Annotated in this window: 22 protein-coding genes; 19 read left to right on the forward strand and 3 right to left on the reverse strand. The window is 64.1% G+C overall.

The window, feature by feature from the left end:
• The 13 genes from BM374_RS06350 to BM374_RS06410 all read left to right on the forward strand — a co-directional run bounded on the left by BM374_RS06350 (position 1) and on the right by BM374_RS06410 (position 14,621).
• The gene (locus BM374_RS06350; protein WP_177248150.1) at positions 1-636 is read left to right on the forward strand and encodes an arylesterase; all 636 of its coding nucleotides are present in this window, start codon (positions 1-3) and stop codon (positions 634-636) included.
• A gap of 176 nt (positions 637-812) precedes the next feature.
• The gene (thpR, locus tag BM374_RS06355; RefSeq protein WP_025032850.1) at positions 813-1,349 is read left to right on the forward strand and encodes an RNA 2',3'-cyclic phosphodiesterase; all 537 of its coding nucleotides are present in this window, start codon (positions 813-815) and stop codon (positions 1,347-1,349) included.
• Between the two features lie 214 nt (positions 1,350-1,563).
• Positions 1,564-2,748 (forward strand): cell division protein ZapE, encoded by a 1,185-nt coding sequence (gene zapE / locus BM374_RS06360; protein WP_092289956.1) that lies wholly within the window; start codon positions 1,564-1,566, stop codon positions 2,746-2,748.
• A gap of 252 nt (positions 2,749-3,000) precedes the next feature.
• On the forward strand, positions 3,001-3,969 hold the full coding sequence (mdh, locus tag BM374_RS06365; RefSeq protein ID WP_092289958.1) for a malate dehydrogenase: 969 nt from the start codon (positions 3,001-3,003) through the stop codon (positions 3,967-3,969).
• A gap of 198 nt (positions 3,970-4,167) precedes the next feature.
• Positions 4,168-5,364: an ADP-forming succinate--CoA ligase subunit beta gene (gene sucC, locus BM374_RS06370; RefSeq protein WP_092289960.1), complete on the forward strand. Its 1,197-nt coding sequence runs from the start codon at positions 4,168-4,170 to the stop codon at positions 5,362-5,364.
• A 4-nt stretch (positions 5,365-5,368) separates the two neighbouring features.
• The gene (locus BM374_RS06375; RefSeq protein WP_092289962.1) at positions 5,369-5,848 is read left to right on the forward strand and encodes a DUF1579 family protein; all 480 of its coding nucleotides are present in this window, start codon (positions 5,369-5,371) and stop codon (positions 5,846-5,848) included.
• 9 nt (positions 5,849-5,857) lie between these two features.
• The gene (locus tag BM374_RS06380; RefSeq protein WP_092289969.1) at positions 5,858-6,319 is read left to right on the forward strand and encodes a hypothetical protein; all 462 of its coding nucleotides are present in this window, start codon (positions 5,858-5,860) and stop codon (positions 6,317-6,319) included.
• Between the two features lie 64 nt (positions 6,320-6,383).
• Positions 6,384-7,268 carry a succinate--CoA ligase subunit alpha gene (gene sucD / locus BM374_RS06385; RefSeq protein ID WP_092289970.1) on the forward strand — a complete coding sequence of 295 codons (885 nt, stop codon included), beginning with the start codon at positions 6,384-6,386 and terminating at the stop codon, positions 7,266-7,268.
• 136 nt (positions 7,269-7,404) lie between these two features.
• The gene (locus tag BM374_RS06390) at positions 7,405-10,362 is read left to right on the forward strand and encodes a 2-oxoglutarate dehydrogenase E1 component (RefSeq protein ID WP_092289971.1); all 2,958 of its coding nucleotides are present in this window, start codon (positions 7,405-7,407) and stop codon (positions 10,360-10,362) included.
• A 179-nt stretch (positions 10,363-10,541) separates the two neighbouring features.
• Entirely contained in the window at positions 10,542-11,783 is a 1,242-nt protein-coding gene (odhB, locus tag BM374_RS06395) for a 2-oxoglutarate dehydrogenase complex dihydrolipoyllysine-residue succinyltransferase (RefSeq protein WP_092289972.1), read from the forward strand.
• Between the two features lie 55 nt (positions 11,784-11,838).
• Positions 11,839-12,600, forward strand: a complete 762-nt coding sequence (locus BM374_RS06400; protein ID WP_092289973.1) for an SDR family oxidoreductase — start codon at positions 11,839-11,841, stop codon at positions 12,598-12,600.
• Between the two features lie 55 nt (positions 12,601-12,655).
• Positions 12,656-14,056, forward strand: coding sequence for a dihydrolipoyl dehydrogenase (gene lpdA, locus BM374_RS06405; protein ID WP_092289974.1), 1,401 nt, complete (start codon positions 12,656-12,658; stop codon positions 14,054-14,056).
• A 34-nt stretch (positions 14,057-14,090) separates the two neighbouring features.
• Positions 14,091-14,621 carry a hypothetical protein gene (locus BM374_RS06410; RefSeq protein WP_092289975.1) on the forward strand — a complete coding sequence of 177 codons (531 nt, stop codon included), beginning with the start codon at positions 14,091-14,093 and terminating at the stop codon, positions 14,619-14,621.
• Between the two features lie 196 nt (positions 14,622-14,817).
• On the opposite strand, the gene BM374_RS06415 is transcribed toward BM374_RS06410, so the two are convergent.
• Positions 14,818-15,408: a DUF4337 domain-containing protein gene (locus BM374_RS06415; protein ID WP_092289978.1), complete on the reverse strand. Its 591-nt coding sequence runs from the start codon at positions 15,406-15,408 to the stop codon at positions 14,818-14,820.
• Between the two features lie 235 nt (positions 15,409-15,643).
• Positions 15,644-16,609: a tyrosine recombinase XerC gene (locus BM374_RS06420; RefSeq protein WP_092289981.1), complete on the reverse strand. Its 966-nt coding sequence runs from the start codon at positions 16,607-16,609 to the stop codon at positions 15,644-15,646.
• 113 nt (positions 16,610-16,722) lie between these two features.
• Here BM374_RS06420 and BM374_RS06425 point away from each other — a divergent pair, with 113 nt between their 5' ends.
• The gene (locus BM374_RS06425; RefSeq protein ID WP_092289982.1) at positions 16,723-18,933 is read left to right on the forward strand and encodes a primosomal protein N'; all 2,211 of its coding nucleotides are present in this window, start codon (positions 16,723-16,725) and stop codon (positions 18,931-18,933) included.
• A gap of 229 nt (positions 18,934-19,162) precedes the next feature.
• Here BM374_RS06425 and BM374_RS06430 read toward each other — a convergent pair whose 3' ends face one another.
• Entirely contained in the window at positions 19,163-19,663 is a 501-nt protein-coding gene (locus BM374_RS06430) for a septal ring lytic transglycosylase RlpA family protein (RefSeq protein WP_092289983.1), read from the reverse strand.
• A 637-nt stretch (positions 19,664-20,300) separates the two neighbouring features.
• On the opposite strand from BM374_RS06430, the gene BM374_RS06435 reads away from it, so the two are divergent.
• The 5 genes from BM374_RS06435 to BM374_RS06455 all read left to right on the forward strand — a co-directional run bounded on the left by BM374_RS06435 (position 20,301) and on the right by BM374_RS06455 (position 25,421).
• On the forward strand, positions 20,301-20,861 hold the full coding sequence (locus BM374_RS06435) for a F0F1 ATP synthase subunit delta (RefSeq protein WP_092289984.1): 561 nt from the start codon (positions 20,301-20,303) through the stop codon (positions 20,859-20,861).
• Positions 20,861-22,390, forward strand: coding sequence for a F0F1 ATP synthase subunit alpha (gene atpA, locus BM374_RS06440; RefSeq protein WP_035702888.1), 1,530 nt, complete (start codon positions 20,861-20,863; stop codon positions 22,388-22,390). Before BM374_RS06435 ends, atpA begins: the two co-directional genes overlap by 1 nt.
• Positions 22,391-22,537: 147 nt before the next feature.
• Complete coding sequence (locus BM374_RS06445; RefSeq protein ID WP_092289987.1) at positions 22,538-23,410, forward strand: F0F1 ATP synthase subunit gamma; 873 nt, start codon at positions 22,538-22,540, stop codon at positions 23,408-23,410.
• 82 nt (positions 23,411-23,492) lie between these two features.
• Positions 23,493-24,926, forward strand: a complete 1,434-nt coding sequence (atpD, locus tag BM374_RS06450) for a F0F1 ATP synthase subunit beta (RefSeq protein WP_027561880.1) — start codon at positions 23,493-23,495, stop codon at positions 24,924-24,926.
• Between the two features lie 87 nt (positions 24,927-25,013).
• On the forward strand, positions 25,014-25,421 hold the full coding sequence (locus BM374_RS06455) for a F0F1 ATP synthase subunit epsilon (protein ID WP_092289989.1): 408 nt from the start codon (positions 25,014-25,016) through the stop codon (positions 25,419-25,421).
• Positions 25,422-25,531 lie beyond the last annotated feature (110 nt).

A 25,531-nucleotide genomic window follows, 5' to 3' on the forward strand; every position in this document is an offset into this window, starting at 1 on the left:
ATGCACATAGCCGTGTTGATGTTCGCTTTGATGACGCTCGCCCATCCGGCTCGGGCCGAAACGACAAAACCGATCAAGCTCGTCGTTCTCGGCGATTCCCTGAGCGCCGGTCTTGGCCTTCCGGCCCAGGATGCGTTCCCGGCGAAGCTTCAAAAAGCCTTGCAGGCCAAGGGCATAGAGGTTGAGATGACCAACGCCGGCGTGTCGGGCGACACCTCGTCCGGCGGTCGCGACCGGCTCGACTGGTCGGTGCCCGATGGAACCGACGGCGTGATCCTCGAGCTCGGCGCCAATGATGCGATGCGCGGCATCGACCCCGACTTGACGCGGGCGGCGCTGACCGACATCGTTCAGCGTCTCAAGGCGCGCAAGATCGCCTTGATGTTATGTGGCATGCTGGCGCCGCCGAATTTCGGCGCCGACTATGGCGCGCGCTTCAATTCGATTTATCCGGATCTGGCGAAACAGTTCGACGTGCCGCTCTATCCGTTCTTCCTCGACGGTGTTGCGGCCGACGCCAAGCTCAACCAGGCCGACGGCATTCACCCGACCGCTGAAGGCGTCGACATTGTCGTCAGCAGGATGCTGCCCACCGTCGAGGCATTCCTTGGCACCATCAACGAGCATCGGCGTTGAAAAACAGGCAGCGCTAACCCTAACTCCCAGGGTTTTCCCGGGACGAGGCGCGTGATGCTTCGCAGAGTCACACAACTGCGATAGGAATCAGGGTACCGGTGATTCGTCGCCGGCTCTAATTTGGATAGGGTCCTTGCTTCCAAGGGACCGTACCCAAGCATCGGGAGTGCGAAACGATGCCGCGTTTGTTCACTGGTCTGGAAATTCCGGCCGAGATCGGCCAGTCGCTTTCCAATCTTAGGGGCGGCCTTCCCGGCGCCCGGTGGATCGACCCCGAAAATTATCACGTCACATTGCGCTTCATCGGCGATATCGACGGCGCCTCCGCCAACGAGATCGCATCGATGCTGTTTCGCGTCGATCGCAAGCCGTTCGAGGTCAAGGTGCAGGGGCTGACGAGCTTCGGCGGCCGCAAGCCGAGAGCCGTCGTCGCGACGATCGCACCGAGCAAGCCGCTGATGGAATTGCAGGCCGAGCTCGAACGCATGATGCAGCGGATCGGCCTCGATCCGGAGGGGCGCAAATATATCCCGCATGTCACGCTGGCCCGGCTGCACGACGCCTCCGACCGCGATGTCGCCGACTATCTCTCGATCCGAGGCTACTTCCCCAGCAAGGCGTTCATGGCGGAGCGGTTCGTGCTGTTCTCCTCGCGCGCATCGACCGGCGGCGGCCCCTACGTGGTCGAGGACGCCTACGAGCTGTGTGAGTAGCACCGCTCTCGTGCCCCGGACGCAGCGCGCCACGACGTGGTGCACTGCCGAGCCGGGGCCATCCTCCACGATGTTGATGGACGAGATACGAGATGGTGGGTCCCGGCTCTGCGCAGCGTCACTCCGTGCCGCAGCGCGTCCGGGACACGGAACGCATAGCCCGTCCACCAATTGACGGCTTGCAATTTCCGCCGGTCTCTGGCGGTAAAGAGCGATGCTCTCCACCCCGAATTCTTCCTTCAGCGATGCATACCAGGCCCAGATCGCGTCCGGCGCGATCGAGCCGGATGCTGCTCAAGCCGAAGTCGCCGAGGCCTATACGGCGCTGGATCTGCGGCTCGCGAACTACAGTCCCAAGCGCAAGCAGGGCCTGCTCGCCCGCCTGTTCAGCAGCGACAAGGACGAGGCGCCGCGCGGGCTCTACATCCATGGCGAGGTCGGCCGCGGCAAGACCATGCTGATGGACCTGTTCTTCCAGCACTCGAATGTCGAGCACAAGCGCCGCGCGCATTTCCACGAATTCATGGCCGACGTGCACGAGCGCATCTACGATTATCGCCAGAGCATCGCGCGCGGACAGATCCCTGACGGCGACGTCATCGCGCTGACGGCGAATGCGATCTTCGAGGAAAGCTGGCTGCTCTGCTTCGACGAATTCCACGTCACCGACATCGCCGACGCGATGATCCTCGGGCGGCTGTTCGCAAAACTCTTCGAGCTCGGTACCATCGTGGTCGCGACCTCAAACGTCGCGCCTGACGATCTCTACAAGGGCGGTTTGAACCGCGCGCTGTTCCTGCCTTTCATCAAGCAGATCACCGAGCACATGGACGTCTCGCGGCTCGATGCGCGCACTGACTTCCGGCTGGAAAAACTTCAGGGCGTGCCGATGTGGCTGACGCCGGCTGACGGCGATGCCGACGTCGCGCTCGACCGCGCCTGGGCGAAGATGACCGGCAACGCCAAATGCAAGTCGCACGACATAAAGATCAAGGGCCGCACCCTGCACGTGCCGTGCGCGGCCCATGGCGTGGCGCGATTTTCGTTCGCCGATCTCTGCGAGAAGCCGTTAGGTGCATCCGACTACCTCAGGCTGGCGCATGACTATCACACCATCCTGGTCGACCATATTCCAGTGATGGACTTCTCCCAGCGCAACGCCGCCAAGCGATTCATCACGCTGATCGACACGCTCTATGACAATGCCGTGAAGCTGATGGCCTCCGCAGACGCCAATCCGATCTCGCTCTATCTTGCCACCGAGGGCAACGAGGCCATGGAGTTCAAGCGGACCGCCTCGCGCCTGATCGAGATGAGCTCGGAATCCTATCTGGCGCTCGCTCACGGCCGCAAGGATTCCACCGCCAGCGGCTCCACCAAGGGTCTGGTGGAGACTTAAGTCCTATTTGCCAGCGCTGTCATTCCGGGGTGCGCGAAGCGCGAGCCCGGAATCCGTCGCGCCTCGATCTCTGTCGCCCGATGGATTCCGGGCCTGCGCCTGTCGGCGCACCCCGGAATGACAGACGGGGTATGCTGGCTGCTATCGCGCCAAGCCCGACAAATGGGCATCCACCGACTTGAACGGGGGAGGCGAAAGGGATAACCACCCTCTCAGTTTTCCCCTCCTTACGTGTCTAAAGGACAGGTTCACATGGCGCGCGACAAGATTGCTTTGATTGGCTCCGGCCAGATCGGCGGAACGCTGGCTCACCTCATCGGCCTGAAAGAACTGGGCGACGTCGTGATGTTCGACATCGCCGAGGGCGTGCCGCAGGGCAAGGCGCTCGACATCGCGCAGTCCTCGCCGGTCGACGGTTTTGACGCGAACTATTCCGGCGCCAACTCCTACGAAGCGCTCGACAACGCCAAGGTCTGCATCGTCACCGCCGGCGTGCCGCGCAAGCCCGGCATGAGCCGCGACGATCTCCTCTCCATCAACCTGAAAGTCATGGAGCAGGTCGGTGCTGGCATCAAGAAGTACGCGCCCGACGCCTTCGTCATCTGCATCACCAACCCGCTCGACGCCATGGTCTGGGCGCTGCAGAAGGCTAGCGGCCTGCCGCACAAGAAAGTCGTCGGTATGGCCGGCGTGCTCGACTCCGCGCGCTTCCGCTACTTCCTGGCCGACGAGTTCAACGTCTCCGTCGAAGACGTCACCGCCTTCGTGCTCGGCGGCCATGGCGACACCATGGTGCCGCTGGTGAAGTACTCCACCGTCGCCGGCATTCCGCTACCCGACCTCGTCAAGATGGGCTGGACCTCGCAGGCGCGTCTCGACGAGATCGTCGATCGTACCCGCAACGGCGGCGCCGAGATCGTCAACCTGCTCAAGACCGGCTCGGCCTTCTACGCCCCGGCCGCTTCCGCGATTGCGATGGCGGAGAGCTATCTGCGTGACAAGAAGCGCGTGCTTCCCTGCGCCGCGTATCTGAACGGCGAATACAGCGTGAAGGACATGTATGTCGGCGTGCCGGTCGTGATCGGCTCCAAGGGCGTCGAGCGCGTCGTCGAGATCGAGCTCGCCGGCAAGGACCGCGAAGCCTTCGACAAGTCGGTCGGTGCGGTGCAGGGCCTCGTCGATGCCTGCAAGAAGATCGCGCCCGATCTTCTCGGCCGCTAAGCGCGAAAATTCCCCGCCGAAGATCGAAACCCGGTCTTCGGCGGTTTCATTTCCGGACCCTGCTGACCGGGGTGGGTCTGGTCCAGGATTTTGATGTCAAAGAATCCGGGTTGCAGTTCATGTGGTATATGGTATGCCAGCCACAAGACTGAGGTGGGCCTTGAGGGGTCACCGCCCGCGGGTTCAGGGAGCGACCATATGAATATCCATGAATATCAGGCCAAAGCGCTGCTGAATGAGTTCGGCGTGCCCATCTCCAAGGGCGTACCGGTCCTGAGCGCCTCTGATGCAGACGCCGCAGCCATGGCCCTGCCAGGCCCCGTCTGGGTCGTTAAGAGCCAGATCCATGCCGGCGGCCGCGGCAAGGGCAAGTTCAAGGAAGCCTCGGCCGGCGACAAGGGCGGCGTCCGCATCGCCAAGTCGGCCGCTGAGGTTGCCGAATTCGCCAAGCAGATGCTCGGTGCCACGTTGGTGACCGTGCAGACCGGACCCGCCGGCAAGCAGGTCAACCGCCTCTACATCGAGGACGGCTCCGACATCGACAAGGAATTCTATCTCTCGATCCTGGTCGACCGCGAAACCTCGCGCGTCTCCTTCGTCGTCTCGACCGAAGGCGGCGTCAACATCGAGGACGTTGCCCATAACAGCCCCGAGAAGATCGTGACCTTCTCGGTCGATCCCGCCACCGGCGTCATGGGTCATCACGGCCGCACCGTCGCCAAGGCGCTGAAGCTCTCCGGTGATCTCGCCAAGCAGGCCGAGAAGCTTACCGCGCAGCTCTATGCGGCCTTCGTCGCCAAGGACATGTCGATGCTGGAGATCAACCCGCTGGTCGTGACCAAGCAGGGCCAGCTCCGCGTGCTCGACGCCAAGGTGTCATTCGACGACAACGCGCTGTTCCGGCACCCTGAGGTGCTCGCGCTGCGCGACGAGACGGAGGAAGACGCCAAGGAAATCGAGGCATCGAAGTACGACCTCAACTACGTCGCGCTCGACGGCAATATCGGCTGCATGGTCAACGGCGCCGGTCTTGCCATGGCGACGATGGACATCATCAAGCTCTACGGCATGGCGCCGGCGAACTTCCTCGACGTCGGCGGCAGCGCCAGCAAGGAGAAGGTCGCGGCCGCGTTCAAGATCATCACTGCCGATCCCAACGTGAAGGGCATCCTGGTCAACATCTTCGGCGGCATCATGAAGTGCGACGTGATCGCCGAGGGCGTCACCGCTGCGGTGCGCGAGGTCGGTCTCAGCGTGCCGCTGGTGGTTCGCCTCGAAGGCACCAATGTCGAACTCGGCAAGAAGATCATCCGCGAATCCGGCCTCAACGTGGTGCCGGCGGACAATCTCGACGACGCCGCGCAGAAGATCGTGAAGGCCGTCAAGGGAGGCTAAGGCCATGGCCCAGGACCATCTCTCCGCATCATCTCCACTTGCAGAGCATGCGCGTCTCGCCGCGTTCGCCGGCGAATGGAATGGCGAAGAGACGGTCTTTCCGTCGCGCTGGACGGAAGGCGGGCCGGCCACGTCGCATGTCGTCGCGCGCTTGGATCTCAATGGATTCTATCTGATCCAGGACACGGTCCAGATGCGTGAGGGCAAGCAGAGCTTTGCCACCCACGGCCTCTTCACTTTCGACCGCGACGACCGGACCTACAAATTGTTCTGGTACGATTCGCTCGGCTACACGCCGCCCTCGCCCGCCTCGGGCGGGTGGGTCGGCAAGACCCTGACGCTGGTGCGCGGCTCGCTCCGCGGCAATGCGCGCCACGTCTATGAAATCATCGACGACGACTGCTATTCGTTGAAGATCCAGTTCTCGCCGGACGCGGAAGGCTGGGCCGACGTGCTCACCGGCGTCTACCGCCGGGTGCATTAGGACGAATCCATGGGAGCACATCCATACTGGTATTTCGTTCCGTATGAGGACGATTTTGGTGCAGCGCTGCAGAAGTTGCGGGAGCGCGAATTCAAGGCAGGTCGCTACAATCCTGTGATGCCTTTTCCGACCTTTCCAGTCGATATCTCTGCGCCCGTGCCCGGTGCGAGGCATGCTTCGATCGAGGAGGTCATGGAGCAGTGTGACGAATCCGGTACCCGATCCATCCTCGATATCGCGCAAGTCGCGCCCGCGCCCTTCGATGGAAGTGGAATGCCATTCATGACGGCCTTTCCGTTGGCTCCGCCCGACGTCGAGCGTCTGTTCGGAACGCCGAATCCGACGCGCGAACAGGTCGCGACCAACAAGCGAATGTGGGATCGCATCGAACGCGGATCGGCGGTCTACACAGTCATTTTCGAAAAGGGCGAGCCGCACGAAATCTTCTTCGGCGGTTACTCTTTCGATTAAACAGCCACATCAAATAGCCGTCATCCGGCCAGGTAACTGAACTCCACGAAAGCAGGCTCGTCTCATGTCCATCCTGATCGACAAGAACACCAAGGTCATCTGCCAGGGCTTCACCGGCAAGAACGGCACCTTCCACTCCGAAGCCGCGATCGCCTATGGCACCAAGATGGTCGGCGGCACCTCGCCGGGCAAAGGCGGCGCGACGCATCTTGGCCTGCCGGTGTTCGACACCGTGCGCGAAGCGCGCGAGAAGACCGGCGCCGACGCGTCGGTGATCTACGTGCCGCCGCCGGGCGCAGCGGACGCGATCTGCGAAGCCATCGACGCCGAGATCCCGCTGATCGTCTGCATCACCGAAGGCATTCCCGTCATCGACATGGTGCGTGTGAAGCGCTCGCTCGCCGGCTCCAAGTCGCGCCTGATCGGGCCGAACTGCCCCGGTGTCATGACCGCCGGCGAGTGCAAGATCGGCATCATGCCCGCCAACATCTTCAAGACCGGTTCGGTCGGCATCGTCTCCCGCTCGGGCACGCTGACCTATGAAGCCGTGTTCCAGACCTCCCAGGAAGGGCTCGGCCAGACCACCGCGGTCGGCATCGGCGGCGATCCGGTCAAGGGCACCGAGTTCATCGACGTCCTGGAAATGCTCCTGGCCGACCCCAAGACCGAGTCGATCATCATGATTGGCGAGATCGGCGGTTCCGCCGAGGAGGACGCCGCCCAGTTCCTCAAGGACGAAGCCAAGCGCGGCCGCAAGAAGCCGATGGTCGGCTTCATCGCCGGCGTCACCGCACCTCCCGGCCGCCGCATGGGTCATGCCGGTGCGATCATCTCGGGCGGCAAGGGCGATGCCGGTTCCAAAACCGAAGCGATGAAATCGGCAGGGATTACAGTGTCCCCGTCGCCCGCCCGCCTCGGCCATACGCTTGCCGAAAAGTTGAAAGGCTAATTCACTTCTTCGTACTTTTCCGGGCGAAGTTTCGCAGCAAATAGGGTAAAGGGTGCCTGTCGCGTCGAGCCCTGTCGGGGGAGCTCGGCGCCAGCGCCGTTTGTTATGCGCGAACCGAAATCGCCAGGAACCCAGTATGTCTCGCCAGGACGCGAACGCAGCCTTTGCCCTGTCCTCATTTTTGCAGGGCACCAACGCCGCCTACATCGACGAAATCTACGCCCGCTACCAGAAGGACCCCTCCTCGGTCGACGCCGAGTGGCAGGAGTTCTTCAAGAGCCTGAACGACCCGCCTGCCGACATCAGCAAGAATGCGGAAGGCCCGTCCTGGGAGCGGGACAACTGGCCGCTGACGCCGCAGGATGACCTGACCTCCGCCCTCGACGGCAATTGGGCCCAGGTGGAGAAAGCGGTCGGCGGCAAGATCGCCGCGAAGGCGCAGGCGAAGGGCGCCGATATTTCCTCCGCCGACCTGCTCCAGGCCACGCGCGACTCCGTCCGCGCGCTGATGCTGATCCGCTCCTACCGCATGCGCGGTCATTTTCACGCCAAGCTCGATCCGCTCGGCATCGAAGCCCCCCGCAACCGCGAAGAGCTCGACCCGCGCACCTACGGTTTCACCGAGGCCGATTTCGACCGCAAGATCTTCCTCGATCACGTGCTCGGCCTCGAATACGGCACCTTGCGCGAGATCACCGCGATCTGCGAGCGCACCTACTGCCAGACGCTCGGCGTCGAATTCATGCATATCAGCAACGCCGCGCAGAAGGCCTGGATCCAGGAGCGCATCGAGGGACCCGACAAGGAGATCTCGTTCACCCGCGAAGGCCGGCGCGCCATCCTGATGAAGCTGGTCGAGGCCGAGGGCTTCGAAAAGTTCTGCGACACCAAGTTCACCGGCACCAAGCGCTTCGGCCTCGACGGCGGTGAAGCCCTGATCCCCGCGCTCGAGCAAATCATCAAGCGCGGCGGCAATCTCGGTGTGAAGGAAATCGTGCTGGGCATGCCGCATCGCGGCCGCCTCAACGTGCTGACGCAGGTGATGGGCAAGGCGCACCGCGCGCTGTTCCACGAGTTCAAGGGCGGCTCGGCCAATCCCGACGCGGTCGAAGGCTCGGGCGACGTCAAGTATCACCTCGGCGCCTCCTCGGACCGCGAGTTCGACGGCAACCGCATCCATCTGTCGCTGACTGCCAACCCCTCGCATCTCGAGATCGTCGATCCCGTCGTGCTCGGCAAGGTCCGGGCCAAGCAGGACCAGCACGGCGATCCGCCTGACATGCGCATCTCCGTGATGCCGCTCTTGATGCATGGCGACGCCGCCTTCGCCGGCCAGGGCGTGGTCGCGGAATGCTTCGGTCTCTCCGATCTGAAGGGCTATCGCACCGGCGGCTCCGTGCACTTCATCGTCAACAACCAGATCGGCTTCACCACCTATCCGCGCTACTCGCGCTCCTCGCCCTATCCGTCTGACGTGGCGAAGATGATCGACGCGCCGATCTTCCACGTGAACGGCGACGATCCGGAAGCCGTGGTGTTTGCCGCGAAGGTCGCGACCGAATTCCGGCAGAAGTTCCACAAGCCCGTCGTCATCGACATGTGGTGCTATCGCCGCTACGGCCACAACGAAGGCGATGAGCCGGCTTTCACCCAACCGGTGATGTACAAGCGGATCGGGGCCCATCCCTCGACCCTCACGCTCTACGCCAAGCGCCTGGTCGCCGAAGGCGTGGTCACCGAGGGGGAAGTCGACAAGCTGAAGGCCGACTGGCGTGCGCGGCTCGACGCCGAGTTCGAGGCCGGCACCTCCTACAAGCCGAACAAGGCCGACTGGCTCGACGGCAAGTGGTCCGGCTTCAAGATCGCCGACCAGGAAGAGGATGCGCGACGCGGCGTCACCGGCGTCGATCTTCCCGTTCTGAAGGACATCGGCCGCAAGATCACCAAGGTGCCGGATGGTTTCCGCGTTCACCGCACCATCCAGCGCTTCCTCGACAACCGCGCCAAGGCGATTGACACCGGTGCCGGCATCGACTGGGCGACCGGCGAAGCGCTGGCGTTCTGCACGCTGCTCCAGGAAAACCACCACGTCCGCCTGTCGGGCCAGGATTCGGAGCGCGGCACCTTCTCGCAGCGCCACTCCGTGCTGATCGACCAGGAAGACGAGAGCCGCTACACGCCGTTCAACCATCTCGGCAACGAGCAGGGCCATTACGAGGTCATCAACTCGCTGCTGTCGGAAGAAGCGGTGCTCGGCTTCGAATACGGCTACTCGCTCGCCGAGCCGAACACGCTCACTCTTTGGGAAGCCCAGTTCGGCGACTTCGCCAACGGTGCACAGGTCGTGTTTGACCAGTTCATCTCTTCGGGCGAGCGCAAATGGCTGCGCATGTCCGGTCTCGTCTGCCTTCTGCCGCACGGCTATGAAGGCCAGGGTCCGGAACACTCATCGGCGCGCCTCGAGCGTTACCTGCAGATGTGCGCGGAAGACAACATGCAGGTGGTCTACCCGACCACGCCGGCGAACTACTTCCACGTGCTGCGCCGCCAGCTGCATCGCGAGATCCGCAAGCCGCTGATCATGATGACGCCGAAGTCGCTGCTCCGTCACAAGCGGGCGGTGTCGCGTCTCGAGGAGCTGGCGAAGGGAACGACCTTCCACCGCATCCTCTATGATGACGCCCAGATGCTGCCGAACGAGGCGATCAAGCTCGTCCCCGACGAGAAGATCCGTCGCATCGTGCTCTGCTCCGGCAAGGTCTATTACGACCTTTACGAAGAGCGCGAGAAGCGCGGCATCGACGACATCTATCTGATGCGCGTCGAGCAGCTCTATCCGGTGCCGCTGAAGGCGCTGGTGGCCGAGCTGTCCCGCTTCAAGAAGGCCGAAGTGATCTGGTGCCAGGAAGAGCCGCGCAACATGGGCGCCTGGCACTTCATCGAGCCCTATCTGGAATGGGTGCTGAACCAGGTGAACGGCGCGAGCCGGCGTCCGCGTTATGTCGGCCGCGCCGCTTCCGCTGCGACCGCCACGGGTCTGATGTCCAAGCATCAGGCGCAGCTGAAGGCGTTCCTGGACGAAGCGTTGAGCTGAAGTTTTTTAAAGCCTGTCATTGCCCGCGAAGGCGGGCAATCCAGTACGCCGTGAAATTCGTGATCAGAACGAACGTTGCGGAGTACTGGATGCCCCGCCCCCCGTGCGCAATGGCGCACCAGGCGGGGCCTGACCTATGAATTCCTGTCCGCGACTGCGATCCCCTTGAGGAAAAGACCATGACTGAAATTCGTGTGCCGACGCTCGGCGAATCCGTCACCGAGGCCACCATCGGCCGCTGGTTCAAGAAGGCTGGCGATCCCGTCGCCGTCGATGAGCCCTTGGTGGAGCTCGAGACCGACAAGGTCACCATCGAAGTCCCGGCGCCTTCCGCGGGCACGCTGAGCGAGATCATCGCCGCCGACGGCGCGACCGTTGCGGTCGGTGCGCTGCTTGGCCAGATCACCGACGGTGCCGGCGCTGCGAAGCCCGCTGCCGCGCCCGCCAAGCCCGCTGCTGCCCCGGCACCTGCTGCCGCCGCGCCGGCTGCTGCTCCCGCCGCAAAGGCGCCGCCGGCCGATGCGCCGCTCGCGCCGTCCGTGCGCAAGCTGTCGGCCGAGACCGGCATCGACGCCTCGACCGTTCCCGGCTCCGGCAAGGACGGCCGCGTCACCAAGGGCGACATGCTCGCCGCGATCGAGCGTGCGGCCTCCGCACCGACCCCGGTCAACCAGCCCGCCGCCGCCGTGCAGGTTCGCGCGCCGTCGCCGGCCGATGACGCAGCCCGCGAAGAGCGCGTCAAGATGACCCGCCTGCGCCAGACCATCGCGCGCCGCCTCAAGGACGTGCAGAACACCGCGGCCATGCTGACGACCTTCAACGAGGTCGACATGACCAACGTCATGGCCTTGCGTGCCCACTACAAGGATGCGTTCGAGAAGAAGCATGGCTCGAAGCTCGGCTTCATGGGCTTCTTCACCAAGGCCGTCGTGCAGGCGCTGAAGGACATCCCGGCCGTCAACGCCGAGATCGACGGCACCGACCTGATCTACAAGAACTACTACCACATCGGCGTCGCCGTCGGCACCGACAAGGGCCTCGTCGTGCCCGTCGTGCGCGACTGCGACCACAAGTCGATCGCCGACATCGAGAAGGGCATCGCCGATTTCGGCCGCCGCGCCCGTGACGGTCAGCTCAAGATCGACGAGATGCAGGGCGGGACCTTCACCATCACCAATGGCGGCATCTACGGCTCGTTGATGTCGACCCCGATCCTGAACGCGCCGCAGTCCGGCATCCTCGGCATGCACAAGATCCAGGATCGCCCGATGGTCGTCGGCGGCAAGATCGAGGTCCGCCCGATGATGTATCTGGCGCTGTCCTACGATCACCGCGTGATCGACGGCAAGGAAGCCGTCACCTTCCTGGTTCGCGTCAAGGAGAGCCTGGAAGATCCGGCGCGCCTGGTGCTCGATCTCTGATCCCTAGTGCTCTGCGAGCGCCGTCGCTCATGTGAGCGACGGCGCGTGTCGAACCATGGAGGCTGATGTGACGGATAAGGTCGTTGTCATCACCGGCGGCAGCCGCGGCATCGGGCGGGCGACCGCGCTCGCAGCGGCCGCGCGCGGCTATCGCGTCGTGGTCGGCTATGCCAGCAACAAGAAGGCCGCCGACGAGGTCGTCGCGCAGATCGCGGCCAACAACGGCAAGGCGATCGCGGTGAAATGCGACGTCGCCGAGGAAAGCGATATCCTCAACCTGTTCAGGGAAGCCGACAAGTTCGGCACGCTCGGGGCGCTCGTCAACAATGGCGGCATCGTCGGCCAGAGCGGCGTGCGCGTCGACGAGATGTCGGCCGAGCGGATCCAGCGCGTGATGGCGGTCAACGTCACCGGCTCCATTCTCTGCGCACGCGAGGCGGTGAAGCGGATGTCGACCAAGCATGGCGGCAAGGGCGGCGTCATCGTCAACCTGTCGTCGGTCGCAGCCAAGCTCGGCTCGCCCAATACTTACGTTGACTACGCCGCATCGAAGGGCGCGGTCGATTCCTTCACCATCGGCCTTGGCTATGAGGTCGCAGCCGAAGGCATCCGCGTCGCAGCGATCCGCCCCGGCCTGATCGACACTGAAATCCACGCCGCCGGCGGCGAGCCCGACCGCGCCCATCGCCTGGCCCATCTCGTGCCGATGAAGCGCGTCGGCACCGCGGATGAAATCGCCAACACCATCGTCTGGCTCATGTCGGACGATGCCTCTTACGTCACCTCAGCCATTCTCGATGTGTCCGGCGGACGCTGACGCACCGCGCGGACGCTGACACCTCATCACGCCTAACCTTACGGGACTTTCTCTCATGGCTACCTACGATCTCGTCGTCATCGGCACCGGACCTGGCGGTTATGTCTGCGCGGTGCGCGCCAGCCAGCTCGGCATGAAAGTCGCCGTGGTCGAAAAGAACGCCACGCTCGGCGGCACTTGCCTCAATGTCGGCTGCATGCCCTCGAAGGCGCTGCTGCATGCCTCCGAGATGTTCGAGGAGGCCGGTCACTCCTTCGCCAAGATGGGCGTGTCGGTGTCTGCGCCGAAGCTCGATCTACCCGCGATGATGAACTTCAAGCAGCAGGGCATCGACGGCAACGTCAAGGGCGTCGAGTTCCTGATGAAGAAGAACAAGGTCGACGTGCTCAAGGGCACCGGCAAGATCTTGGGGACCGGCAAGGTCGAGATCTCCGCCGACGGCAAGTCGCAGGTAATCGAGACCAAGAACATCGTCATCGCCACCGGCTCCGACATCGCGCGCCTCAAGGGCATCGAGATCGACGAGAAGCGCATCGTGTCCTCGACCGGCGCGTTGTCGCTCGACAAGGTCCCGGGCAAGCTCCTGATCGTCGGCGCCGGCGTGATCGGCCTCGAACTCGGCTCGGTGTGGAAACGTCTTGGCGCCGAAGTCGTCGTCGTCGAATTCCTCGATCGCATCCTGCCCGGCATGGACGGCGAGATCGCCAAGCAGTTCCAGCGCATCCTCGAGAAGCAGGGCTTTGCGTTCAAGCTCGGGGCCAAGGTCACCGCGGTCGACAGTTCGGGCAAGATGCTGAAGGCGACGATCGAGCCCGCCGCCGGCGGCGCGGCCGAGACGCTGGAGGCCGACGTCGTGCTGGTCTGCATCGGCCGCGTGCCCTACACCGATGGTCTTGGCCTGAAGGAAGCCGGCGTCGCGCTCGACGCGCGCGGCCGCGTGCAGATCGACCCACATTTCGCCACCAGCCTGAAGAGCGTCTATGCCATCGGCGACGTCGTCGCCGGCCCGATGCTCGCGCACAAGGCCGAGGACGAGGGCGTTGCGGTTGCGGAGATCATCGCAGGCCAGGCCGGCCACGTGAATTACGACGTGATCCCGGGCGTCGTGTATACCACGCCGGAAGTATCCTCCGTCGGCAAAACCGAGGAAGAGCTGAAGCAGGCGGGCGTGGCTTATACCGTCGGGAAGTTTCCCTTTACCGCCAACGGCCGCTCCAAGGTCAACCAGACGACTGATGGCTTCGTGAAGATTCTCGCAGATGCGAAGACCGATCGCGTGCTCGGCGTGCACATCATCGGCATTGAGGCCGGCGAGATGATCCATGAGGCCTGCGTTCTCATGGAGTTTGGCGGCAGCGCGGAAGATCTCGCCCGCACCTGCCACGCACATCCGACCCGCTCGGAGGCCGTGAAGGAAGCCGCGCTTGCAGTCGGCAAGCGGGCCATCCATATGTAGGTTCGTGCCCAGAGCCGAACGGGCGGGACATCATATGCTGCGCCGCCTTCTTCAACCGGTCTGGGTCCTGCTGGCGATCATCTTCCTGATCGAAGCCTGGCTGTGGGACCATCTCGAGCCGATCGTCGCCAAGGTCGTCGCACTGATCCCGCTTGCCCGGTTCAAGGCATGGCTGGCGGAGCGTGTCGATGCGCTGTCGCCGGCGATGACGTTGATCGTCTTCGCCGTTCCGATCATCCCGCTGTTTCCGCTCAAGCTGGTCGGCCTGTGGCTGCTCACGCACGAATACTGGACCAGCGCCGTCTTCACGATCCTGTTCGCCAAGATGCTCGGCGTCGGCGTCACCGCTTTCGTGTTCGACGTCACACGCGACAAGCTGCTGGAGATGCACTGGTTCGAGCGGCTCTATGAGCTGGTCTTGAGGCTTCGCGCCAAGGCGGCCGAACTGGTCGAGCCGGTCAAGCGCCGCATCCGCGAGCTGATCAAAGGCAACGGCGAAGGATGGTCCTCGCGCACGTTCCGCCTGATCCAGCGCTTCCGCAAGAGCGTGCACGAAGCGCGCTGAGGGCGATGTTCACTCTGTCACCGTCACCCTGAGGTGGCCGCTTCTTCAGCGGCCCTCGAAGGGCGACGGCCCGACTCCTTCCGCGCTGTTGCAGCTGTGGCCGTTCATCCTTCGAGGCTCCGCCCGCTATGCGTCGCATCGCGGCCGTCGCACCTCAGGATGACGGAATTAGCAGTGAGGCGTTGGCAACAGCCCCTCAATGCAAATGCAGCAGATGCGGCAACCACAGGCCGAGCGCGGTCATGACGATGCCGGCGAGCGTCAGCAGGCCGCCGACATAGGCGAGCGCGATCATGCCGGTGATGATCGTGGCTGACGCCAGCACGATGCCGATCTGGAAGGCAGCGGAGGCGAGCTCGAAGTGATGATACTTCGCCGTCGCCTCGTCGCGCTCGTGCTCGGCTTCCTTGGCTTTCTCGGCAAGCTGCTCGGTGCCTTCGCCGGTCTCGGGCTCCGAGCGATAGCGGGCCGCGGTCTTCTGCCAGTCATCGATCTGCTTCTGCACCGCCGCCTTCGTGGCGTCGTCGGTGGCAGCCCCCAGTGTCAGCTTGCCCTGCTCGGCGGCGGTCTGCACCACGGTGCGGCGGATGCTCTTGGCCTGGAAGAAGGCCCAGAGATTGGCGGCCTCGACGTTCTTGCTGATCGATTCGGTCTGCGCGCCCTTGCCGAGCGTTTCCGAGATTGCCAGGAACAGCGCCAGCACCGCGATCAGAAGAGCGATCTTCTTGTTCTCGCCGGATGCGTGCTCGGCATGCTCGGCGTGCTCCATGCTTTCGTGTGCGCTCATGAATCCCTCCTGTCGCGGTTCCGCAACGATTGACTGAACCGAGCGGCCTGCGCAAGAGGCACGCGCGTGATGACGGGAGTGTGTCAGCGGCTAACGTGTCCCGGCCACGTCGCAGCGTGCAACGCTGCGACGCTGAGCAGGGACCCAGTCATTTGCCGCGAAATGGGCCCCGGCTCAGCAACGCACCGCTGAAGCAGCGCTGCGCTGCGTCCGGGGCACGAGAGCGTCGGTTGATCTACCGCCTTGGATGCGCGCTGGCATAGACTTCCAGCAATCGCTCGGAATCGATGCCGGTATACACTTGCGTGGTCGAGAGCGAGGAATGGCCGAGCAATTCCTGGATCGCGCGTAAGTCCCCGCCGCGCGATAAAAGATGCGTGGCGAAGGAGTGCCGCAGCGCGTGCGGTGTGGCGCTGTCGGGCAGGCCGAGCGCGCCGCGCAGCCGCTCCATGGCGAGCTGGATGATGCGCGGGCTCAAGGGTCCGCCGCGCGCGCCGACGAAGATTGGACCGTCGGCGGGGAGCGCATGCGGGCACATCGCGACATATTCGTCGATCAGCGCCAGCACGTTTTGCAGCACCGGCACCATGCGGGTCTTGTTGCCTTTGCCCGTGACGACGAGCACATCGCCTTCCCCTGCCTTTGGCACCTCGCGGCGCTTCAGGCCGAGCGCCTCGGAGATGCGCAGGCCCGAGCCATAGAGCAGCGCCATCACCGCGGCGTCGCGCACCAGAATCCAGGTCTCGCGTTCCTCGCCGGCGCGCTCGTCGGCGTCCGCGAGACGTTTTGCCGATGCCATCGGCAGCGGCTTCGGCAGGCTCTTTGCCACCTTGGGTGCGCGGATGGCGGAGAGTGCGCCGACCTTGCCCTTGCCTTCGCGCTCGAGGAAGCGGCCGAACGAGCGCAGGCCTGCGAGCGCGCGCATCAAGGAGCGGCCGGCAATATCGTCGGCGCGGCGCATCGCCATGAAGGCGCGCACGTCGGTGGCTTCGAGCGCGGCGAAGCGCTCCAGCGTCACGCGCTCGTCCCAATGGGAGCAGAGGAAATCCAGGCACTGCCGCAAGTCGCGGCCATAGGCTTCTAGCGTCTTCGGCGACAGCCGCCGCTCGGCGCCGAGATGCGACAGCCAGCGCGCCATCTCCTGGGCAATGGAGGGATCGGCGCTGGCGAGCTCGATTGTGGGGGCGGCTGCTTTGCTCATGCGCTCTGGACGGAATGATTCCGCACAGTATATCGCATCCCACAGGTTTACTGTTCGCTAAGGTGCCGACGGCGCGCTAGCCTTCACTCCCGCAAGGTTCCGATTCTCTCCTCATGGATCACACGTCGCGCAGCAACGCCGCCGCCACCTACGCGACCCGCATGGTCGACGTGCTGGTGCCGGTCGCGCTCGACCAGACCTATTCCTACAAGGTGCCTGCGGGTATGGAGCTGAAGGCGGGCGATCTCGTCGGTGTGCCGCTGGGCGCGCGCGAGGTGCTCGCCGTGGTCTGGGCTGAAAACGCCAATCCCGATCCACGCCTGCACAACCGCCTCAAGGAGGTCAGCGAGAAGCTCGACGTTGCGCCCCTGAAACCCGAGCTGCGTGCGGTCGTCGACTGGGTCGCCAATTACACGCTGAGCCCGCGCGGCATGGTGCTGCGCATGTGCCTGCGGATGGGCGAGAACCTCGGCCCCGAGCGGGTTCGCGCCGGCGTCCGGCTGACAGGCGATCCGCCGCGGCGCCTGACGCCGGCGCGGCAGCGCGTGATCGAGGTGCTGTCGGACCGGCTGCTGCATGGCAAATCCGAGGCCGCCAAGGAAGCCGGCGTCTCGGCCGGCGTGATCGACGGCCTCGTCGATGAAGGCACGCTGACGGTCGAGCCGATGCCGCCGTCGCCCCCGCCACCTCGCCCCGATCCCGAGTTCGGCCGCCCGGATTTCTCGCCGCTCCAGCGCGCCGGCGTCGATGCGATGCGCGCGCTCGCGGCCAACGGCACCTTCCACGTCGCGCTGCTCGACGGCGTCACCGGCTCGGGCAAGACCGAGGTCTATTTCGAGGCGGTGGCGGAAACCATCCGTCGCGGTAAGCAGTCGCTGATCCTGATGCCGGAGATCGCGCTGACCGGCCAGTTCCTCGATCGCTTCGCGCGGCGCTTTGGCGTGCGCCCGATCGAGTGGCATTCCGAACTCACCCCGCGCACCCGCGCGCGCAACTGGGCGGCAATCTCGGAAGGCACCGCGCCGGTCGTGGTCGGCGCGCGTTCGGCGCTGTTTCTGCCTTACGCCAATCTCGGGCTCATCGTCGTCGATGAAGAGCACGACCAGGCCTACAAGCAGGACGAGGGCGTGCATTACCACGCTCGCGACATGGCGGTGGTGCGCGCGCATATCGCAAAGATCCCGATCGTGTTGGCCTCCGCCACGCCGTCGGTCGAATCCGAGGTCAACGCGCGCAAGAACCGCTATCAGCGCATCGCGCTGCCCTCGCGCTTCGGCGGCCAGCATATGCCTGAAATCGAGGCCATCGATCTGCGCCGCGAGCCGCCGGCGCGTGGCCGCTACATCTCGCCGCGCCTGGCCGGCGAAATCAGAACTGCGATCGAGCGGCGCGAGCAGGCGCTATTGTTCCTCAACCGCCGCGGTTATGCGCCGCTGACGCTGTGCCGCGCCTGCGGCCATCGCTTCGCCTGCACCATCTGCGATGCCTGGCTGGTCGACCACAGATTCCGCCAGCGCCTGGTCTGCCATCACTGCGGTTTTTCGATGCCGCGGCCCCCGACCTGTCCGCATTGCGCAGCGGAGGAATCGCTGGTTGCGGTCGGTCCGGGCGTCGAGCGCTTGCAGGAGGAGGCGGCCGCGCTCTTCCCTGATGCCCGCACCATGGTGCTGTCGAGCGATCTCATCACCTCGATCGAGACGATGCGCAGCGAGCTCGCGGAGATCGCCGACGGGCGCGTCGACATCATCATCGGTACGCAACTCGTCGCCAAGGGGCACAATTTTCCGCGGCTGAATCTCGTCGGCGTGATCGATGCCGATCTCGGTCTTTCCAACGGCGATCCGCGCGCGGCGGAACGCACCTGGCAATTGCTCAACCAGGTGATCGGCCGCGCCGGACGCGAGCAGGGCCGCGGTGTCGGCTATCTGCAGACGCATCAGCCCGATCATCCCGTGATGAAGGCGTTGATTGCCTGCGACCGCGAGGCCTTCTACGACAGCGAGATCGACCTGCGCGAGAAGACGCTCTATCCGCCGTTCGGCCGGCTCGCGAGCCTGATCATCTCCGCCGGCGATCGTCCGAGCGCCGAAGGCCTTGGCCGCAAGCTCGTTGCACTTGCGCCGCGCGACGAGCGCGTCGTGGTGCTGGGCCCGGCCGAAGCCCCGCTCGCCGTGATCAAGGGCCGCTACCGCTTCCGCATCCTGGTGAAATCGGCGCGGGGTTTCGATCTCTCGGACTATTTGCGCAACTGGCTCGCGGTGTGCCCGAAGCCGACCGGCAATCAGAAGCTCGAAGTCGACGTCGATCCGCAGAGCTTTTTGTAGCTCTCCGTCATTCCGGGGCATGCGAAGCATGAACCCGGAATCCATTCATCCGCCAACTCTGCCGCCTGATGAATTCCGGGCTCGCGCTATGCGCGCCCCGGAATGACGGACATTGAGGGCGCTGGCCAAATAACAAAAAGCCCGCGGTCCCCCAAGACCGCGGGCTTGTTTCATTCGCGCAGCAAACTGATGAAAACTGCGCGTGTGAGATCAGGCTCGGGAAGCGCCGTTAGGAGACGACTTCCGCGGTGACGCGGCCGACGCCGGCACCGGTGAGGCCGATGGCGCGGGCCGCGCCGGTGGAGAGGTCGAGCACGCGGCCGCGCACGAACGGGCCACGGTCATTGATGGTGACGATGACGCTCTGGCCGCCATGGGTGACGCGCAGCTTGGTGCCGAACGGCAGCGAACGGTGCGCAGCGGTCAGGGCATTCTGGTTGAAGCGTGCACCCGAGGCGGTGCGGCTGCCGGACTCGTTGCCGTAATAGGAGGCCATGCCCGAGAAACTGCGGCCCGTGCCCTGCGACGGCGTCATCGACGCATTGGCGTTGCGCCAACCGAAGGCGTCGTTGGACGCGTCCTGGACGTGGTGGCGGTGAGAACCCCGATGGTGATGCCTGGATTTGGCCGAAGCTTCGGTGGCAGTTCCACCGACGAGGAGAGTTGCAGCGACGAATGCGATCGCCGTACGCGGCCGGGTTACAGTGCCCAGCGTCTTCAAAGACAGCATTGAATGGTCCCTACGCTAGTATTGCCACATATGTGGCTAGTGGAGCCCCCATCAGTTTGTGAGCGGGTTGGCGTTTCGATTCCCAATGAGGCATGAATTGGGCAGTAATTCCGGTATGTGTCCTGATGAAATATCTTGTGACCGGAATCGATAATCGGCGGATGTTCCGTAATATTTCACTTTAACGAATCTTTAACCAAGGTATTACTTGCGAATACTGTAGAGCGAAGTCTTTACTCGCGGCATTTAGAATTCGGTAAGTATTCGGCGGGCAGAGCCCGGTCACGGCTCAGCGAGCCGTGTTCATAGCCGCTATGCGCTGAGGGCGGGAACCAACGGGCGTCAGGCCGCCGTAACGCTCGCGGCAATTCCGTGACATGACGCGTCCCGCGTCGATCGCTGCGGAGCTGTCGCAATGTGCGACGAACTGGCGACAGAAGGTCGTGCCTTTAATTTGGCGTCATGTTGCACCTGCGCGCCTGCTATGTTAGCAAAGCCGCGATTTTAACGAGCCCGGCACTTCCCGTGTCGGTCGAAAATCGAAGTCCCGCTTGAATTCCAAGGGCTTGGATCGCTAGGCGCCGCGTTGTGGCGACGGTTTTTCCCTTGCGAATTTGACAGCACAAAGAGCGCGTCTGTGGCTGCAGAAGATACGTCCGTTTCAGGTGTGTCGGGCCGTTATGCAACGGCCTTGTTTGAACTGGCCCGCGACCAGAAAGTGGTCGACGAGGTCAAAGCCGACCTCGACAGGTTCGAGGCTCTGCTGAACGAGAGCGCCGATCTGAAGCGCCTCGTCCGCAGCCCGGTTTTCGCGGCCGACGCCCAGTCCAAGGCCCTCGCGGCCGTGCTGGACAAGGCTGGCATTGCCGGCATCTCCGCCAATTTCCTGAAAGTGCTGACCGCCAACCGCCGCCTTTTCGCGGTAGCTGACGTCATCCGCGCCTATCGCGCCCTGGTCGCCAAGTTCAAGGGCGAAGCGACGGCGGATGTGACGGTGGCGGAAGCGCTCTCGGACAAGAATCTCGATGCCCTCAAGGTTGCCCTGAAGTCGGTGACCGGCAAGGACGTCGCGCTCAACGTGAAGATCGATCCCTCGATCATCGGTGGCCTCGTCGTGAAGCTTGGCAGCCGCATGGTCGATAGTTCGCTTCGCACCAAACTCAATTCGATCAAGCACGCGATGAAAGAGGCAGGCTGATGGACATCCGCGCCGCGGAAATTTCCGCGATCCTCAAGGACCAGATCAAGAATTTCGGCCAGGAAGCTGAAGTCTCCGAAGTCGGACAGGTGCTGTCCGTCGGCGACGGTATCGCCCGCGTCTACGGTCTGGACAACGTCCAGGCCGGCGAAATGGTCGAGTTCGAGAACGGCACCCGCGGCATGGCGCTGAACCTCGAAACCGATAACGTCGGTGTCGTGATTTTCGGTGCCGACCGCGAGATCAAGGAAGGCCAGACCGTCAAGCGCACCCGCGCCATCGTGGACGCGCCTGTCGGCAAGGGCCTGCTCGGCCGCGTCGTCGACGCGCTCGGCAATCCCATCGACGGCAAGGGTCCGATCCAGGCCGACAAGCGCATGCGCGTCGACGTCAAGGCGCCCGGCATCATTCCGCGCAAGTCGGTGAGCGAGCCAATGGCGACCGGCCTCAAGGCGATCGACGCCCTGATCCCGATCGGCCGCGGTCAGCGCGAGCTGATCATCGGCGACCGGCAGACCGGCAAGACCGCGATCGCGCTCGACACCATCCTGAACCAGAAGCCGCTCAACGCGCAGCCGGACGAGAACATCAAGCTGTACTGCGTCTATGTCGCGGTCGGTCAGAAGCGCTCCACCGTCGCGCAATTCGTGAAGGTGCTGGAAGAGCAGGGCGCGCTCGAATACTCCATCGTCGTCGCCGCCACGGCCTCCGATCCGGCGCCGATGCAGTACATCGCGCCCTTCACCGGCTGCACCATGGGCGAGTACTTCCGCGACAACGGCATGCACGCGGTCATCATCTATGACGACCTTTCCAAGCAGGCCGTCGCCTACCGCCAGATGTCGCTGCTGCTGCGTCGCCCGCCGGGCCGCGAAGCCTATCCCGGCGACGTGTTCTACCTGCATTCCCGCCTCCTCGAGCGCGCGGCGAAGCTGAACAAGGACCAGGGCTCGGGCTCGCTGACGGCGCTGCCGGTCATCGAAACCCAGGCCAACGACGTGTCGGCCTACATCCCGACCAACGTCATCTCGATCACCGACGGCCAGATCTTCCTGGAAACCGACCTGTTCTTCCAGGGCATCCGTCCCGCGGTGAACGTCGGTCTGTCGGTGTCGCGCGTCGGCTCCTCGGCGCAGACCAAGGCCACCAAGAAGGTCGCCGGCAAGATCAAGGGCGAGCTCGCGCAGTACCGCGAAATGGCGGCGTTCGCGCAGTTCGGCTCCGACCTCGATGCCTCGACGCAGCGCCTGCTCAACCGCGGTTCGCGCCTCACCGAGCTCCTGAAGCAGCCGCAATTCTCGCCGCTGAAGATGGAAGAGCAGGTCTGCGTGATTTGGGCCGGCACCAACGGCTATCTCGATCCGCTGCCGCTCAACAAGGTCAAGGCGTTCGAGGACGGCCTGCTCTCGCTGCTGCGCGGCAAGCATGTCGACATCCTCAACGCGATCCGCGACAGCCGCGATCTCTCCGACGACACCGCTGCCAAGCTGAAGTCGGTGGTCGAAGGTTTCGCGAAGTCCTTTGCATAAAACTGCCGTCATGGCCGGGCTTGTCCCGGCCATCCACGTCTATCGGCGTGCGAGGCAGCTACGTGGATGCCCGGGACGAGCCCGGGCATGACGAATGGATAGGGTTGCGGTCAGGCCAAAGGGTCAGGCCGCCGGGGTGAACGAAGAATGGCGTCACTTAAAGACATGCGCGTGCGCATCGCCTCCACCAAGGCGACGCAAAAGATCACCAAGGCCATGCAGATGGTCGCGGCCTCGAAGCTGCGCCGCGCGCAGACCGCCGCGGAAGCTGCACGTCCCTATGCCGACAAGATGAGCGCGGTGATCTCGAATATCGCCAGCGCGGCCGCGGGCTCGCCCGGCGCGCCGACGCTGCTGGCCGGCACCGGCCGCGACCAGGTTCATTTGCTGCTGGTCTGCACCGGCGAGCGCGGCCTGTCAGGCGCGTTCAACTCGTCGATCGTGCGTCTCGCCCGCGAGCGTGCGCTGGCGCTGATCGCGCAAGGCAAGGAAGTCAAATTCTTCTGCGTCGGCCGCAAGGGCTACGAGCAGCTCCGCCGCCAGTTCGACAAGCAGATCGTCGAGCATCTCGACCTGCGCAGCGTGCGCCAGCTCGGCTTCGTCAACGCCGAGGACATCGCCAAGAAGGTTCTGGCGCGGTTCGATGCCGGCGAGTTCGATGTCTGCACGCTGTTCTACTCGCGTTTCCGTTCGGTGATCGCACAGATCCCGACCGCCCAGCAGATCATCCCGCTGGTGGTCGAGGAGGGCGCTGGCGCCAACACGACGTCCTACGAATACGAGCCGGAGGAGGACGAGATCCTCACCCGTCTCCTGCCGCGCAACCTCGCGGTCCAGATCTTCCGCGCACTGCTCGAAAACAACGCCTCGTTCTACGGCGCGCAGATGAGCGCGATGGACAATGCGACGCGCAACGCAGGCGAAATGATCCGCAAGCAGACGCTGGTCTACAACCGGACGCGTCAGGCGCAGATCACCAAGGAACTGATCGAAATCATCTCGGGCGCCGAAGCCGTCTAGCAAAGACGCATCGGCACCCATCAACGCAACATCCCGGTCGAATTGACCGCGGCTTAGAAGTTCGGATCGAAGGAGACATTCAATGGCAGCCCAGGTCGGTCGCGTCACCCAGGTCATCGGCGCCGTCGTCGACGTGCAGTTCGAAGGCCACCTCCCGGCCATTCTCAACTCGCTCGAGACCAAGAACGGCGGCAACCGCCTGGTGCTCGAAGTCGCCCAGCATCTCGGCGAGTCCACGGTCCGCACCATCGCGATGGACACCACCGAAGGTCTGGTCCGCGGCCAGGAAGTGACCGACACCGGCGCGCCGATCCGCGTTCCCGTCGGCGAAGGCACGCTCGGCCGCATCATCAACGTCATCGGCGAGCCGATCGACGAAGCCGGTCCCGTCAAGACCGAAGGCCTGCGCGCCATCCACCAGGAAGCGCCGACCTACACGGACCAGTCCACCGAGGCTGAAATTCTCGTCACCGGCATCAAGGTCGTCGATCTCCTCGCTCCCTATGCGAAGGGTGGCAAGATCGGCCTGTTCGGCGGCGCTGGCGTCGGCAAGACCGTGCTGATTCAGGAGCTGATCAACAACGTCGCGAAGGCGCACGGTGGTTACTCCGTGTTCGCCGGCGTCGGCGAGCGCACCCGCGAGGGCAACGACCTCTATCACGAGTTCATCGAATCCAAGGTCAACGCCGACCCGAAGAATCCGGATCCGAGCGTGAAGTCGAAGTGCGCGCTGGTGTTCGGCCAGATGAACGAGCCGCCCGGCGCCCGCGCCCGCGTCGCGCTCACCGGCCTGACCATCGCGGAAGACTTCCGCGACCAGGGCCAGGACGTGCTGTTCTTCGTCGACAACATCTTCCGCTTCACCCAGGCCGGCTCGGAAGTGTCGGCGCTCCTGGGCCGTATTCCTTCGGCGGTGGGCTATCAGCCGACGCTCGCGACCGACATGGGCGCGCTGCAGGAGCGCATCACCACCACGCAGAAGGGCTCGATCACCTCGGTGCAGGCCATCTACGTTCCGGCCGACGACTTGACCGATCCGGCGCCCGCGACCTCGTTCGCGCATCTTGACGCGACCACCACATTGTCGCGCTCGATCGCTGAAAAGGGCATCTATCCGGCGGTGGATCCGCTCGACTCGACCTCGCGCATGCTCTCCCCGCTGGTCGTCGGCGAGGAGCATTACGCGGTCGCCCGTCAGGTCCAGCAGGTGCTGCAGCGCTACAAGGCGCTTCAGGACATCATCGCCATTCTCGGCATGGACGAGCTTTCGGAAGAGGACAAGCTGACCGTGGCCCGCGCCCGCAAGGTCGAGCGCTTCATGTCGCAGCCGTTCCACGTCGCCGAAATCTTCACGGGTTCGCCTGGCAAGTTCGTCGACCTCGCCGACACCATCAAGGGCTTCAAGGGCCTGGTGGAAGGCAAGTACGACCACCTGCCGGAAGCTGCCTTCTACATGGTCGGCACCATCGAAGAGGCGGTCGAGAAGGGCAAGAAGCTGGCAGCGGAAGCCGCCTAAGGGCGAATGGCGAATAGGGAGCAGCGAATAGACGCGCTGCTCTTTTCGCCACTCGCCATTCGCTACTCACCATTCGCAAGGTTTCCCATGGCCACCTTCCACTTCGATCTCGTCTCTCCGGAAAAGCTCGCCTTCTCGGGCGAAGTCGATCAGGTCGACGTTCCCGGCGTCGAGGGTGACTTCGGTGTGTTGGCAGGTCATGCGCCGGTCGTGGCTGCGATCCGCCCGGGCATCCTCACCGTCACCACCGGCGGTAAGCACGAAAAGATCATCGTGCTGGGCGGACTTGCCGAAGTTTCCGAAAAGGGCCTGACTGTGCTCGCCGACGTCGCCACCTCGCTGGCGGAGCTCGACCGGGCCCAATTCGCCGAGACGATCTCGGAGATGGAAGAAAACCTGAAAGAGCACGAGGGTGACGAGCTCGATCATGCCATCGAGCGGCTCGATCACTTCAAGAGCATCCAGCAGCAGCTGAACACGACGGCTATGCACTAAGCCCCGGCGCATCGCACCGGGGCATAGAACTCCAGATTCCTGAACAGGTTCAGCGCTCGTCACTGATGTGACGGGCGCTGAAACTTTGTTGCACCGCGCCGGAGATAGCG

Source organism: Bradyrhizobium sp. Ghvi, from assembly GCF_900115265.1.
Taxonomy (GTDB): Bacteria; Pseudomonadota; Alphaproteobacteria; order Rhizobiales; family Xanthobacteraceae; genus Bradyrhizobium.